The 13,355-nt window shown below is 59.9% G+C and carries 14 protein-coding genes; 6 read left to right on the forward strand and 8 right to left on the reverse strand.

What is annotated here, in order from left to right:
• Positions 1–177: 177 nt before the first annotated feature.
• Entirely contained in the window at positions 178–1,140 is a 963-nt protein-coding gene (gene hemF, locus LF252_RS07000; RefSeq protein ID WP_226268860.1) for an oxygen-dependent coproporphyrinogen oxidase, read from the forward strand.
• A complete protein-coding gene (locus LF252_RS07005) occupies positions 1,134–1,736 on the forward strand; it encodes a phosphatase PAP2 family protein (RefSeq protein WP_226268861.1) in 603 nt (200 codons plus the stop codon). The genes hemF and LF252_RS07005 overlap by 7 nt, the downstream gene beginning before the upstream one ends.
• A gap of 5 nt (positions 1,737–1,741) precedes the next feature.
• On the opposite strand, the gene LF252_RS07010 is transcribed toward LF252_RS07005, so the two are convergent.
• The 4 genes from LF252_RS07010 to LF252_RS07025 form a co-directional block, all read right to left on the reverse strand.
• Positions 1,742–1,990 carry a hypothetical protein gene (locus LF252_RS07010; protein WP_226268862.1) on the reverse strand — a complete coding sequence of 83 codons (249 nt, stop codon included), beginning with the start codon at positions 1,988–1,990 and terminating at the stop codon, positions 1,742–1,744.
• A 52-nt stretch (positions 1,991–2,042) separates the two neighbouring features.
• Entirely contained in the window at positions 2,043–2,246 is a 204-nt protein-coding gene (locus LF252_RS07015; protein ID WP_226268863.1) for a hypothetical protein, read from the reverse strand.
• A gap of 774 nt (positions 2,247–3,020) precedes the next feature.
• Complete coding sequence (locus tag LF252_RS07020) at positions 3,021–3,611, reverse strand: riboflavin synthase (protein ID WP_226268864.1); 591 nt, start codon at positions 3,609–3,611, stop codon at positions 3,021–3,023.
• A gap of 105 nt (positions 3,612–3,716) precedes the next feature.
• Entirely contained in the window at positions 3,717–5,132 is a 1,416-nt protein-coding gene (locus LF252_RS07025) for a sugar transferase (protein ID WP_226268865.1), read from the reverse strand.
• A gap of 198 nt (positions 5,133–5,330) precedes the next feature.
• Here LF252_RS07025 and LF252_RS07030 point away from each other — a divergent pair, with 198 nt between their 5' ends.
• The 4 genes from LF252_RS07030 (at position 5,331) to LF252_RS07045 (ending at position 8,655) form a co-directional block, all read left to right on the forward strand.
• Entirely contained in the window at positions 5,331–5,987 is a 657-nt protein-coding gene (locus tag LF252_RS07030; RefSeq protein WP_226268866.1) for a protein-L-isoaspartate(D-aspartate) O-methyltransferase, read from the forward strand.
• 142 nt (positions 5,988–6,129) lie between these two features.
• Entirely contained in the window at positions 6,130–7,188 is a 1,059-nt protein-coding gene (locus tag LF252_RS07035; protein WP_226268867.1) for a TlpA disulfide reductase family protein, read from the forward strand.
• A gap of 54 nt (positions 7,189–7,242) precedes the next feature.
• The gene (locus tag LF252_RS07040) at positions 7,243–7,767 is read left to right on the forward strand and encodes an acyl-CoA thioesterase (protein ID WP_226268868.1); all 525 of its coding nucleotides are present in this window, start codon (positions 7,243–7,245) and stop codon (positions 7,765–7,767) included.
• Positions 7,768–7,818: 51 nt separating this feature from the next.
• The gene (locus LF252_RS07045) at positions 7,819–8,655 is read left to right on the forward strand and encodes a hypothetical protein (RefSeq protein ID WP_226268869.1); all 837 of its coding nucleotides are present in this window, start codon (positions 7,819–7,821) and stop codon (positions 8,653–8,655) included.
• 120 nt (positions 8,656–8,775) lie between these two features.
• On the opposite strand, the gene LF252_RS07050 is transcribed toward LF252_RS07045, so the two are convergent.
• From LF252_RS07050 to gatB, 4 genes are all read right to left on the reverse strand, one after another.
• Positions 8,776–9,936: a TlpA disulfide reductase family protein gene (locus tag LF252_RS07050; RefSeq protein ID WP_226268870.1), complete on the reverse strand. Its 1,161-nt coding sequence runs from the start codon at positions 9,934–9,936 to the stop codon at positions 8,776–8,778.
• Between the two features lie 116 nt (positions 9,937–10,052).
• Positions 10,053–11,084 (reverse strand): AhpC/TSA family protein, encoded by a 1,032-nt coding sequence (locus LF252_RS07055; protein WP_226268871.1) that lies wholly within the window; start codon positions 11,082–11,084, stop codon positions 10,053–10,055.
• A 125-nt stretch (positions 11,085–11,209) separates the two neighbouring features.
• Entirely contained in the window at positions 11,210–11,719 is a 510-nt protein-coding gene (locus tag LF252_RS07060; RefSeq protein WP_226268872.1) for a peroxiredoxin family protein, read from the reverse strand.
• A 138-nt stretch (positions 11,720–11,857) separates the two neighbouring features.
• Complete coding sequence (gatB, locus tag LF252_RS07065; protein ID WP_226268873.1) at positions 11,858–13,315, reverse strand: Asp-tRNA(Asn)/Glu-tRNA(Gln) amidotransferase subunit GatB; 1,458 nt, start codon at positions 13,313–13,315, stop codon at positions 11,858–11,860.
• Between the last annotated feature and the right edge of the window lie 40 nt (positions 13,316–13,355).

Consider the following 13,355-nt stretch of genomic DNA (forward strand, 5'->3'; position numbering starts at 1 on the left):
TCAGCGTTGGTTAGTAAGTCAGACGTTTTCCGCTCCGTTTTACTTTACGTGCCGGGCTGCCGCTCTCAACCTACGCAGCAGGACAAAAGCCGGCTGCGGGCCCGGCTACGGTCAGATATTAGCTACCTTTGCAAGTTGTACCACCGCCTTACTTTTTGCCGCCCCGGCGTTTTTGGCATGCAGATTCCCGCCCTCACTCCTTTTCCCCAACCGCTTCCTCATGCCCGCTTCCGCGACACCGTGGAGCACTGGATGCGCCAGTTCCAGGACTGGCTGTGCCAGCAGCTCGAAGCGGCCGATGGCACTGGCCGCTTCCAGGAAGACGCCTGGCAGCACCACAGCGGCGGCGGGGGCCGCAGCCGGGTGCTCACGGCGGGCACCATCATTGAGAAAGGCGGGGTGAATTTCTCGGCCGTGGAAGGTGTGATGAGCGAGCAGGCGGCCCGGCAGCTGCTCATGCCCGATCCGCATTTTTTCGCCACGGGGGTGTCGGTAGTACAGCACCCGGGCAGCCCTATGGTACCCATTTCGCACATGAACGTGCGCTACTTTGAGGCCGGCAACGGCCAGGCCTGGTTTGGCGGCGGCCTCGACCTTACGCCGATTTACGTGGATGAAGAGCAGGCCCGCTGGTTTCACGAGCAAATTAAGCTGGCCTGCGACCAGCACCGGGCCGACTACTACCCGCGCTTCAAGCAGTGGGCCGACGACTACTTTTACCTGCCTCACCGCCAAGAAACCCGCGGTATTGGCGGTATTTTCTTCGACCGGCTTATTGTGGATAAGGAAGCTGACGCCGAGAGCCTATTTGCCTTCGTGCGCGACGTAGCCCAGGTATATGGCCGCACTTACACCGCCCTGCTGCGCCAGAATGCCGACCTGCCTTACACCGAGCAGCAAAAACAGTGGCAGTTGGTGCGCCGCGGCCGCTACGCCGAGTTCAACCTGGCCTTCGACCGGGGCACGCGCTTCGGTCTGGAAACCGGGGGCCGCACCGAGAGCATTCTGATGAGCCTGCCCCCGCAGTGTGAGTGGCACTACAACCTGCAACCCCAGCCCGGCTCCCCGGAAGCCAACACCCAACACTGGTTGCGGAAAGGTGTAAATTGGGTAGAGGCCCAACCCACGGCCGCGTGCTAGAGCAGTTGCAGACCCTTGACCGTTGGCTGCTGGTGGCAGCCAACGGTCACCGCACGCCCAAGCTGGACGCGTGGATGATTTTCTTCACCGAGCGGTTTGTCTGGTTTCCGGCATACTTCGTCATGCTAGTGGTGTTAAGCTACCTGTACGGCCGCCGGGCCCGGTTGTTGCTGCCCCTGCTAGGTCTGAGCGTGGCCCTGGCCGACCTGATTTCGAGCCGTTTTTTTAAGCCTTATTTCGCCCGGCTCCGCCCCTGCCACGACCCCGACCTCTCGGCCACGCTCAACCTGATTCACGGATGCGGCGGGCAGTTCGGGTTTATTTCCTCGCACGCGGCCAATGCTTTTGCGTTGGCAGTTTTTGTGGCCCTGGTATTGCCTCGCCGCTACCGCGTGGCCAAAGTGCTATTGTTTGTATGGGCCGCGCTGGTCAGCTACAGCCGTATGTACCTCGCCGCTCACTTCCCCTCCGATGTGCTGGCGGGTGCTCTGCTAGGCTCCGGCCTGGCCTGGCTCTGCGCTTGGGCGTATCAGCGGCTGGCGGTGCGGTGGTTCGGCTCGGCGGAACCTGAAGGAAGCACCATTATCCGGGGTTGAAGCCTTTAGCTTCGGCTACTCGTCGGGGCAGCTGCTATTTTATCCAGCACCTGCTGCAAGGCGGTTTTCGTAACCACGTCGCCTTGCAACAACACGCGGTGCGCCTGCCACAGCAGCAGCTGGCGAGGATACTCAGATTCACCAACTAAACAATACAACGGGCCACCATTAGCGGTGAGGCCGGATTTGGTATAGAAGCCGCGCCGTACTTCCCGGAAATGGTTGAGTAGCAGTATATCGTGAAAGTAGCCCATATCATAGAAAGCCCCTGTAACGCTGGTTGCAGGGGCTTTTTGGTAAGCTGAATTAGTTAGCGGGCTTGCGGTTACCGGTGTGGCCGTCGCCCCGGTCGCCCTGCCCGGGCTTGCTGGTGGCTTTGGAGTTCGTACGGTCGTCGCCGGACAGGGAGCGGTTTACATCCACTTCACTGGTGAATTGCCCTTGCTTGTTGCGGCGCACGTAGCGCTTGTCGCCGGGCGTCGGCTCTAGTAATTCGCGTTTGCTGGACATAGCGGCAGATAGTTGGTGGTATATCTGCGTACGTGTCTTACTGTCTGCGGTTTACTGTTCAGTTAGTGAAGCAGTGCTGTAATCAGCTATTCAATCCTTCGTTGATCAGCCCGCGACCATATTATCGGAAGCAGGCGTTAAATCTCGAATCATTCGGACGCAGCCGATCAGACAGTACAAATACACGCTTGACAGGAATACAATAGCAACTGGATTGTTTCCGAAGCATAATTCTGCGACTATTCCCAAATGGGCATTTCTAAACATCGACATGAGTTCAGGATTATAATCGTAAGACAGTATCCACCATTCACCAGAAAATAACAAGTGAACTAACTTGCTCAACTTATAATCTATCAATACAGCTGCCAATAGCCAAAACAGCCGTTTCTCTGTGTAACTAATGGCGAGGAGTAACACATAAGGAGCTATACTTCTACATAGACCATATAAATGTCTTCCAGGTAAGTGCTGAAGCTCAGAATTAGTTACATCAAGTTTAGGATACCATTTGACAAACCATACAAGCTTTCCCAACAGCACAATCATACCCAGCACCATCCACCAGCGACGCAGGTACGTGAGTTGCTGCGGTAACGGTGCTATTTTCAGGTATCGACGTAACGGCATTCTGCACACGCTTTAGGGTGATTACTATAGCTCAAGCGCCCTGCCCCAGCTAACCACACCTGTTGGTAGCCGGGGCAGGGCGCTTGAGTTCATTGCTTAGGTAAGCTCTTGGCTGGGTTTGTACTGGGGCTGAATAGCCGATATTTACTTTCCCAAGAGCTTGGCCACGTACTTGCCCACAATGTCGAACTCCAGGTTCACTTTGTGGCCGGGGCGCAGGTCCTGGAAGGTGGTGTGCTCGTAGGTGTACGGGATGATGGCTACAGAGAAGCCGTCGTCGGTGCTGTTGAAGCAGGTGAGGCTGGTGCCGTTCACGCAGATGGAGCCTTTCTCCACGGTAACGCGGCCGGGACCGGACTCGTGTCGGAAGCGGAACAGCCAGCTGCCGTTCTGGTCCTCCACTGATTCACACTCGGCCGTGAGGTCCACGTGGCCCTGCACAATGTGGCCGTCGAAGCGGCCGTTGGCGGCCAGGCACCGCTCCAGGTTCACGCGGCGGCCGGGCTGCCACTGGCTCAGGTTGGTTTTTTGCAGCGTTTCGTCAATGGCCGTCACCACGTGGGTGCCCGCCATGCCGTCCACGGCCACCACCGTCAGGCACACGCCGTCGTGGGCCACGCTCTGGTCAATCTTCAGCTCTTGGGCAAAGCCCGATTGCACGGTGAAATGAATATTGGTGCCCTCACGGCGCACGTCAGTGATGGTGCCAAGGGTTTCGATGATGCCGGTGAACACAGCGTTTGACTTAAGAATTAACACTAGACACTTGAAAAGCGAGCATGCCGCTATTTGTTTTCGACTGGCTAGCAGTCAACGGTAGCTTTTCTCTGTTCCCCTGTCCTATTTTCCGCGCCCTTCAATGATGATTTTGAGCGTGTAGAGCAGCACCCGGAAGTCCATGGCCAGGCTCATGTTTTCGATGTAGAGAATATCGAATTTGAGGCGCTCCACCATCTGGGTAACGGTTTCGGCGTAGCCATACTTTACCTGGCCCAGGCTGGTAAGGCCCGGCCGCACCCGGTGCAGGTGGCGGTAATGCGGAGCAATCTGCACAATCTGGTCGATGAAGTACTGGCGCTCCGGGCGGGGGCCCACAATGCTCATGTCGCCCTTGATGACGTTCCAGAACTGGGGCAGCTCATCGAGGCGCACTTTGCGCATGAAGCGGCCCCAGGGCGTAATGCGGGGGTCGTGGTCGGAGCTCAGGGCCGGACCCATTTTCTCGGCGTCCGTGTACATGGAGCGGAACTTATAGATGCGGAACGGGTGTCCCCCGCGCCCAATGCGCTCCTGCGAATAAAATACTGGCCCCGTTGACGACAGCTTGACCATAATGGCTGTGAAAGCATACACCGGCCAGGCCAGCAGCAGAAACAGGCAGGAGGCTACTACATCAATGATGCGCTTGAGCACCCGCTGCCACAGCGGCAGCAAATCCTGCTTGATTTCGATGAGCGGGGTACCAAATACGTGGCTCACCTTTACCGAGCCCAGCAGCATCTGGTAGAGGTCGGGCAGAATGCTCACGCGGGCGGGCGTACCGGCCAGCAGCGTCAGAATTTCCTCAATGGTGCGGTGCTCGCTGGGCTCGATGGCAATAATTACCTGCTCAATGTGCAGAGCCCGGATAAGGGCGGGCAGCCGCCGGAACGTACCCCGCGGCGGCAGCTCGGCGGCCAGCTCGTCGTCCACTACGTCGCCCAAGGGGGTGAAGCCCACCAGCTGCAGGCCCAGGTGGCGGCCGGTGCGCCGCAGCTCCCGGGCCGTATCCCGGGCCAGTGCCCCGGAGCCAACCAGCAGGGTATTGAAGGTGATAACGCCCCCGCGCACCAGCTTCTGCACGCTGCTCACGGCCCACAGCCGCAGCACGGCCGTAAGTGAGAAATGCAGCAGGAAGTAGGCCGAAATGGTTTTGTAGTAGCTATGGTAGTTCTGCACCCCCTGGTCATCCAGAAGCAGCACGAAGAAAATCAGAATGGCCCCGAGTATCGACACCCGGCCTAGCCGGATCAGTTCGGCCAGGCGCGACTTACGGAAGATGTCGTTGTACTCGCCCAGCAGGGCGTACAGACCGGTCCAGAAGGCGGCAATCATCAGGGCCGAGCCGGACAGGAACGCTGCGTCAGCCGCGAAGTGATAATCGGCGCTGATTTCGCGCAGCAGATACTTGCGCAGCAGAAAAAAACATACCCACGCCAACAGGGCCGCGCCGAAATCGGCGGCTATCAGCTTCAGTTTTTGGAGAGTACGAATCAAGAATACACGAACTACCCGGCCGGGCCGGTACCTGGGGTGATTTTATGGCCCCGCCGCCGTAATTTTGCGCTTCGGGAAGGGCTTCGACAGCCTACATGGGCTGTTTTCGAAGCTGCGCAAAGGTAGGAAAACCCCGCAATCCGGCACTTGGCTTCGGCTTCCATTTCTTACTTCCGGTGTTTTCTACTTCGCCTGCCTATGTCTGCTGATACCTACCGCCACCGAGGAATGCGCCGCACGCTGGTGGAGGAATTGCGCCGCAAAGGTATCCGCAGCGAGCCGGTGCTGGCGGCAATCGGCACGGTGCCGCGCCACTTGTTTTTCGAGTCAGCGTTCCAGCCCCACGCCTACCAGGACAAGGCCTTTCCCATCGGCGAGGGCCAAACGATTTCGCAGCCCTACACCGTAGCGTACCAGACCGAACTACTGCAGGTGCAGCCCACCGACCGGGTGCTGGAGATTGGTACGGGCTCGGGCTACCAGTGCAGCGTGCTGCTGGAACTTACGCCCCACGTATTCAGCATTGAGTACAACCAGGTGCTGTTTGAGCGCACGGCCCGCCGCCTGACCAGCTTGGGCCGGCACCCCCACCTATTCTGCGGCGACGGCTCTTTGGGTCTGCCCCAGCACGCGCCCTTCGATAAGATTCTGGTAACGGCCGGCTCGCCCACCCTGCCCCGGCCCCTGCTGCGTCAGCTGCGCGTGGGCGGGGCCCTGGTTATTCCGGTGGGCGACGAAACTACCCAGCGCATGATGCGCGTGGTGCGCGAGAGTGAGGATGAGTTTTCGCGGCTGGAACTGGAGGAGTTCCGCTTTGTGCCGCTGCTAGGCCAGGCTGGCTGGGGCGGTTTGTAAACCGCCCTATTGGAGCGGTCAAATCAGGAGTAACCCTGTGGGCGAGGTGTTATATTTCTAAGTCTAGTAAAGGACTTGGAGGCGTTATTTCAACTGAACAAGTACTTAACTTGCCCTATCCTACAGCTATTATTTCGTGTACATGCAAAAGCACTCATTCCTGGCCCTTATCCTTGGGCTTTCAATATCCGGCGCTTACGCGCAAAAAGCGGCCCAGTGCCAGGTGAAGGGCAATATTGAGGGTTTGGGCAACCGGAAGGTGGTATTCTTCTACAATTGCCAGGGCCGGCAGCAACGCGACACCGTGCAGGCCCACAACAACCAGTTTACCTACACAGCTCGCCCCACTGATGATGGCCAGTTCAACCTTAAGCTGGTGCCTGGCAAGTTTAGCTCTGTTTGGCTTGAGCCGGGCACCGTAACCATTACCGGAAGTTTTTCGGCGCCAACGGCTATATCCATCACCGGCACCCCAGAAAACGCGCTTACCACGCGCTATGAGCAGCAAGTAAACCGCCCGCTTGAGCAGCGCGCTGCCGCCCACCCCGACTCCGTTGCGGCCCTTCGGGTGCTGCATGGGCAGGCTACCCGGGCTTTTATTGCCGCGCATCCGGCGGCCCGCACCAGTGCCGACTTGCTGTACCAAGAGGCCAAGTATAACAATGACCGGCCGGTAGCCGACTATCAGAGTTTGTTCAATAAGCTCACCCCGGCGGTGCAGGCCAGCGCCCAAGGCCAGAACGTGGCGCGCCGCCTGACTATACTGCGCAAACAACCCCAGGTAGGCCAGGTGCTACCCTCATTTACCATACCGGATACGGCCGGCGTGGCGGTGTCCCTGAGCAGCTTCCGGGGCCGCTACGTGCTGTTGGATTTCTGGGGGCACTGGTGCGCCCCATGCATCAAATCGATGCCGCACCTAAAGCAGCTGCAAGCCCAGTATGCTACCCAGCTGGCGGTAGTAGGTATTGGCATGGAAGCGGCGGACGACAAGCCCCTGTGGTTGAAGGCCATCCGCAAGCACCAGCTTACCTGGACTCAACTCTCGGAGCTTAAAAGCGACAAGGGCGTGATTGAGGCGCTGAACGTGGAGGGATTTCCAACCTACATGCTCCTTGACCCGCAGGGCCGGTTGCTGGCGAAATCCTTTGAGCTTGACGCCATCGACGCAGAACTTAAGCGCCGACTCAAAACGCCGTAATCAGGGTTTTGCCGGTATCTTTGCCGCATCAAGTAGTACTCTCAACTCTGCCGCATGCTGCGCAAACAAAAGCCCGTACAGGATTCCTTTGTCCGCATGACCGAACTGGTCCTGCCCAACGATACCAACACGCTCAACAACCTGATGGGGGGCCGCATGATGCACCTGATGGACGTGTGCGCTGCCATTTCGGCCCAGCGCCACTCCAACCGCATTGTGGTAACGGCTTCCGTGGATAACGTGTCGTTTCGGGAAGGCATCAAGCTGGGCAGCGTGGTCACGCTGGAGTCGCAGGTTACCCGCTCGTTCAGCTCCAGCATGGAGGTACACATCAACGTGTGGGCCGAGGATATTCCGAGCGGCACCAAAATCAAGAGCAACGAAGCCTTTCTGACCTTTGTAGCCGTGGACCAGTCGGGCCGCCCGATTGATGTGCCGGATGCCGTGCCCACCACCCCCGAGGAAATTGCCCTCTACGACGGGGCCCTACGGCGGCGGCAGCTGCGCCTGGTGCTGGGCGGCCGCATGGCCCCCCACGAAGCTACCGAGTTGAAAGCCCTGTTCGAAGGACTGGAATAATCTCCCCGCTGACGGAAACTTCCGCAACCCGTATTCACCTAAGGTTCTGTTATGGACACTGCTGCCACTCTTTCTTTCTTCCAGAGCTTCTACACCGGAGCGGCTCTGTACGTGGTGCCGGAGGTGAATGCTCCACGGGCCACAGAACCGGCTCCGGCGCCGGCTGCCGCCACGGTGCCAGCAGTAGTTGCCACAGCTCCGGTGGCCCCGGTAGCGGCACCGCCTTCCCCGCCCAAAGTGGTGCCCGTTGCGCCACCCGCACCGCCGGTAGCGGCAGCCGCTCCGGTTCAGCCACCCGCGCCATTGTCCGCGCCCGTAGCCCCGGTAGTACCAACTCCGGCCGCACAGGCTCCGGCCCCGCCGGTGGCCCCGGCCGCAGCACCGGTAGCCGCGCAGCCGCTGGGCACGCTGCCACTCGCTCAGCTACCGGCCGCTGCTGCGGCTCCGGCCGGGCGGGTGCAGCCCACGCCTACCGAGTCGCCGGTAGCACACATACCGTTTGGTACGCTGGGCAGCAATCCGCACGGGCTGGTGCTGCTGGTACGCTTGCCCCCGGAACAATTCCGCAAGCTGCCCCGCAACGTGTTCCTTAACAACCTACTCAAGGCCCTGCGCCTGGTGATGGAGGATGTGGTGCTGGTGAACGTGGAGCACGATAAATACCCGGTGGCCCTGTGCAGCCTGCGCCGCGAAATTGCCGCCCGCCAAATTCTGGCCTTCGGCAAGAATCTGCTTGATGTGGCCGTATACACCACTCAGCCCTACGAGCCGGTACTGCTCTACGGCGACACCGCTTTCCTCGGAGCCAGCGAAATAGATATGCTGGAGTACGATGCCGGCCGCAAAAAGCAGCTTTGGCAAGCCGTACAGCGGATGTTCCTGAGCTAGTTGCCAGTTTGCCAATTGCGCACTGACTGGAAAGTGAATTGCTACAAAAAAAGCCCGCTATTTGCGGGCTTTTTTAATTAGGTCTGGTAACAGACAACTTGCAACTGGTAACTCAAACTGCTACTTCAGCACCGAGGCCAGCTTGGCTTCTAGGGCCTCGCCGCGTAGGTTTTTGCCGATGATGCGGCCCTGGGGGTCGAGCAGAATGGAGGCAGGAATAGACTTGATACCGTAGGCCTGACCAGCGGCCGACTCCCACCCTTTCAAATCCGATACGTGCTTCCAGGTGAGGCCGTCGGCTTCAATGGCTTTCAACCACTTGCCCCGGTCCTGGTCGAAACTCACGCCGTAGATTTCGAAGCCCTTGCCTTTGTACTTGTTGTAGGCTTTCACCACGTTGGGGTTTTCGCGGCGGCAGGGGCCGCACCACGAAGCCCAGAAGTCAATGAGCACGTATTTGCCCCGCAGGCTGGTCAGCGGCAGGGCCTTGCCATCGGGGGCAGCCAGGCTGATTTCGGGGGCGGTGGTGCCCAGGGCCGTAGCGCGCAGGGGCTCCAGGCGGGCCACCAGGGCTTTGGTGTAGCGGGAGTTCGGCTGACTGGCCTTCAGTTGGTTAGCCACCGAATCGGCCAGGGTGAAGTTATCATCAGGGTTCAGCACGCTGCTCAGCACAAACGCCGATACTACCGAGTTGGGCTGCTGGCGAACCAACCGGGCCACCTGCCGCTGCCCGAGACCCTGCAGCGCCTCGGCCTGGCGCTGAATGGCCTGCATAGAATCCTGTCGGCCAGACTGAGCAGCGCGGGTGTAGCGCTGCTCCAGTAGCGGCATGGCCCGCTGCATTTGCTGCTGGCTGGCCTGCAGCGTCTGGTTGATGTTTTTGAGCAATTCCGAATCGGGGGAGCCTTTTACCGTGTAGGTATTGGCGAGCTGCTGCGCGTCGCCGGTCAGCTCCACGCGGCTGCCGTTGCCCAGCACCACCAGCGCCTGGCTTTGGTCGGAAGTTTTTACCTGATACAGGCCGGTTTCGGGCACAGAACCCGTGAACTTGAACTGGCCCTTATCGTCCACGGTGGCCGTGTCGCGGGATACAAACTGGGTTTCGCCCAACTCCGCCAGATACACCTTGGTACCCGCCGGAGCGTTCTGAAGCTGGCCGCTCAGCTGGTAGCTGGCTGCGCCATCCGTGCTGCCCGTGGTGGGCGTGGTGTTCTTATTGCAGGCATTGGCCATGCCCAGCAGGGCACCCATATAGAGCAGGCTCTTCATTTTATGCATCATTCAGGAGGCAAAACCGGTCGGGGCCGGGAGTAGTTCAGCTAGTGACGGAGAAATGGGCCGCAAGTTGCCACTTTTGCCCGGAATTATGCCCCGGCTGCCTTACTTGGTCGGCTTGCCTAGGGCAGTAGCTTCGCCAGCCGTTTTTCCAGGGACTCGCCCCGCAGGTTGCGCGCCAGCACCCGGCCATCGGGGCCAATGAGCACGGTGTAGGGCACGGCCAGCACCCCGTACAGCTGGGCAGCCGGCGAATCCCACCCTTTCAGGTCCGATACCTGCGTCCAGGGCAACTGGTCCTGCGTTACGGCCTTGCGCCATTTGTCCCCGTTAGCATCCACCGATACGCTCACAATTTCCAGCCCCCGGCTCTGGTATTGCTGATAGAGGCTGCGCAGCCGCGGGTTCTCGGCGCGGCAGGGGCCGCACCAGCTAGCCCAGAAATCAACCAGCACGTATTTGCCCCGCAGGCTGCTAAGGGTAAAGGCCGGGCCCGCCACGGTTGGCAGGGTAAAATCCGGAGCTGATTCGTTGCCTTTTTCCGTCAGCGCGGCCGTACGGGTGCGAGCCGTAAGGGCCTGCGTTTCGGCCAGAGAAGGCTGACGCTGCGCCAGCACGGTGGTCATAGAGTCCACGAATGCCTGTTGGCTGGCCTGGCGGCTGAGGTAGCTTTTGGTGAGGTAGGCCGCCAGAAAATCGTCGGGAGTACGGCGCACCAGGGCCCGCAGCTCCCGCAGGCCCCGGTGTTTGGCCGGAAACTGGGTTGATCCAACCAGCTGCAGCATGATGGTGCGCTGAAACTGCTGCCATTGCTCCACTCCCACCGAGCCCTGGGCCGTGAACCGCATAAATTCCTTGCCGGGCTCAGGGGCCAGGGCAAAGGTTAATTCATCACCGGGGTGCACGGGCAGTTGATACAGGATTTTCTGCCCCTTAACCTTGACGGCGGCCAGCACCGGGGTGGCCAGTTGCCCGCGCAACGCACAGCGCCCCGCAGCATCCACCGTAGCCGAATCGAGCGTGTGCCAGCCATCTTGGTAATGCGTCAGGTAGATGGTGGTACCGGCGGGCACGCCCGTTAGCTGGCCCTGCAGGGCATAGTTAGGCGGGGTAATTGCCGCGCTCAGTAGCCAGGGCAGTATACTTTGAAACATATATCGGGATAGAAAAGAGAGTGAATGGAAGCGCGAAGCTGCTGGTTTGCTTCCACATTTCCCAATAAGACACCTCCGGCCGATTGCACACCCGGCACAAAAACTTCGGGGCTTGATGCCAAGGCTTAATCGAGCGGAATATACCCGGCTATTTTCTGGCCCAGCGCCCGGCCGCGGAGGCCAGTAGCCAGCACGCGACCCTCGGGGTCCAGCAGCACCGAGTACGGGATGGAATGCACCCCGTAGGCCCGGGCGGCGGCGCTCTGCCAGCCCCGCAAGTCCGATACGTGGTACCACGTCAGCTCATCAGCGGCAATGGCCTGGTGCCACCGCGCCCGGCTGTCGTCTAGTGATACGCTCACCATTTCCAGCCCCCGGGAATGAAACTGCCCGTAAATCTTGCGCAGGTTAGGGCTTTCGGCCCGGCAGGGGCCGCACCACGAAGCCCAGAAGTCGATGAGCACATACTTACCGCGCAGGCTGCTGAGCCGAAACCGGGAGCCGTCGGCTGCGGGCAGGTCGATTTCCGGGGCGCGGGGCAGCTTCGAAGCCGAAACCTCCGCTGCGGCAGACTGGTCAGAGCCATTTGCCCGACTGGCGGGGCGCTGGCACCCGGCCCACGGCGCGGCCGACAAGAGCAACAGTAAAGCAGCTGGACGTAACTTTGTATATCGAAAAACAGACCTGGTCATAGCGCTAACCAATAAGTGCATGGCAGAAAAAAACCCTTCAACTGCAAAGCTGAAGGGTCCTTTACTTAGGAAGTCACAGCATTAGGCATCCAGTTTCTGGCGCAGCAGCTGGTTGGCCAGCTTGGGGTCAGCCTTGCCGCCGGTGAGCTTCATCAGCTCGCCCATGAACATGCCGGTCAGGCTCTTTTTGCCGGCGCGGTACTCGGCTACCTTGGCGGGGTTGGCATCCAGTACCTGCTGCACCATAGCCTCCAGGGCGCCGGCGTCCGACTGCTGCATCAGGCCCTGGGCTTCGGCGGCCGCGGCGGCAGTTTGGCCGGGGTTGTCGAGCAGGTACGGGAACAGCTGCTTGCTGGCTACCGAGTGGCCCACCTTGTTGTCGTCGATGAGCTGAATGATGTCGGCCAGGTGCTGGGCCGTGAGCGGGAACTGCTCCATGGTGAGGGCCCGCTCATTAAGGAAAGCCTTCACGGGGCCGGTTACCCAGTTGGCCGCGGCCTTGGCGTTGGTGGTCAGGCGCGTCAGCTCATCGAAGAACAGGGCCACGTCCTTATCGGCGGTGAGCACGTTGGCGTCGTAATCCGACAAGCCCAGCTCGCCGGTGAAGCGGGCGTAGAGCTGCTGGGGCAGCGCCGGCAACTCGGCCTGCACGCGGTGCAGCCACTCATCATCAATAACCACCGGGGGCAGGTCGGGCTCCGGGAAGTACCGGTAGTCGTTCATGGTTTCCTTGCTGCGCTGGCCGCTGGTGGTGCCGGTAGCCGCATCAAACCCCCGGGTTTCCGAGTCTATTTCGCCCCCGGCCTCCAGAATGGCAATCTGCCGCTCAATTTCGTGCTCAATGGCCCGCTGCACGTTACGGAAGGAGTTCATGTTTTTCACCTCCACCTTGGTGCCGAACTTCTCGGCCCCATGCAGCATCACCGAAATGTTGGCGTCGCAGCGCAGAGAGCCTTCCTCCATGTTGCCGTCGCAGATGCCCAGGTATTGCACCAGCTTTTTGATTTCAGAAAGGTAGGCGTAGGCTTCCTCCGACGTGCGGATATCCGGCTCCGACACAATTTCGATGAGCGGTACACCGGCCCGGTTCAGGTCCACCAGGGTTTCGGTTTCGCCGGCCAGGTGCATGCTCTTGCCCGCGTCTTCCTCCATGTGGATGCGGGTAATGCCAATCTGCTTGGTTGAGCCGTCGCCGAGGCGCACCTCCACATGGCCGCCCGTGCAGATGGGCGTTTTGTCCTGGGTAATCTGGTAGCCTTTGGGAAGGTCAGGATAGAAGTAGTTTTTGCGCGCAAACAGGTTGTCGCGCCGAATCTGGCAGTTGGTGGCCAGGCCCATCTTCATGGCATACTCCACGGCCGAGTAGTTCACGCGCGGCAGCGTGCCGGGGTGGCCCAGCGTGATTACGCTCAGGTTATTATTAGGTAGGGCACCGTACTCATTCTCATCGGAGGAGTACATTTTGCTGCGGGTCAGCAACTGAGCGTGTACCTCCAGGCCGATAACGGGCTGATATTTTGATTTGATGCTGTCGTCCATTGAATCACAGATTCGCGCCACGTATGCTGCTGGCGCTGAT

Source organism: Hymenobacter pini (assembly GCF_020421205.1).
GTDB lineage: Bacteria > Bacteroidota > Bacteroidia > Cytophagales > Hymenobacteraceae > Hymenobacter > Hymenobacter pini.

Bases quoted from the DNA above. Each gene is read 5' to 3' on its own strand.
- hemF (WP_226268860.1), top strand. From the start codon at position 178: ATGCAGATTCCCGCCCTCACTCCTTTTCCCCAACCGCTTCCTCATGCC.
- LF252_RS07010 (WP_226268862.1), bottom strand. From the start codon at position 1,990: ATGGGCTACTTTCACGATATACTGCTACTCAACCATTTCCGGGAAGTA.
- LF252_RS07015 (WP_226268863.1), bottom strand. From the start codon at position 2,246: ATGTCCAGCAAACGCGAATTACTAGAGCCGACGCCCGGCGACAAGCGC.
- LF252_RS07030 (WP_226268866.1), top strand. From the start codon at position 5,331: ATGTCTGCTGATACCTACCGCCACCGAGGAATGCGCCGCACGCTGGTG.
- LF252_RS07035 (WP_226268867.1), top strand. From the start codon at position 6,130: ATGCAAAAGCACTCATTCCTGGCCCTTATCCTTGGGCTTTCAATATCC.
- LF252_RS07040 (WP_226268868.1), top strand. From the start codon at position 7,243: ATGCTGCGCAAACAAAAGCCCGTACAGGATTCCTTTGTCCGCATGACC.
- LF252_RS07045 (WP_226268869.1), top strand. From the start codon at position 7,819: ATGGACACTGCTGCCACTCTTTCTTTCTTCCAGAGCTTCTACACCGGA.
- LF252_RS07050 (WP_226268870.1), bottom strand. From the start codon at position 9,936: ATGATGCATAAAATGAAGAGCCTGCTCTATATGGGTGCCCTGCTGGGC.
- LF252_RS07055 (WP_226268871.1), bottom strand. From the start codon at position 11,084: ATGTTTCAAAGTATACTGCCCTGGCTACTGAGCGCGGCAATTACCCCG.
- gatB (WP_226268873.1), bottom strand. From the start codon at position 13,315: ATGGACGACAGCATCAAATCAAAATATCAGCCCGTTATCGGCCTGGAG.